The organism is Bacillus sp. SIMBA_008, assembly GCF_046535495.1.
GTDB classification, from domain to species: Bacteria; Bacillota; Bacilli; order Bacillales; family Bacillaceae; genus Bacillus; species Bacillus subtilis.
On sequence record NZ_JAWRWL010000510.1, the window covers coordinates 1 to 269 of the forward strand.

At 45.0% G+C, this 269-nt stretch carries 1 pseudogene; it reads right to left on the reverse strand.

The window, feature by feature from the left end:
- A pseudogene (locus SB658_RS24240) lies at positions 1–269 on the reverse strand (teichuronic acid biosynthesis protein TuaE); the annotation flags it as partial.

Sequence of the window (269 nt, forward strand, 5' to 3'; positions counted from 1 at the left end):
TCCATTCGCTGAATATACATGACGACAAGAAAGACAAATCCCATCCCCATTGCAAGAAGGGACATATACTTCAGGCCGTCTGTGACTGAATGAGCCCAAAGCAGTGAGATGAGCCCGTAAAGAAACCATGCAGCGAAAAAACCAAGAATACCTTTGACACGAATCTGCTGCCACTGAGACATGTACGTCCCCTTATCTCTCATCCGCCATATGAATAAAGCAAAAGCGGCGATGAGCATGATACGGTAGAGAAAAAGACTAAAGAATCC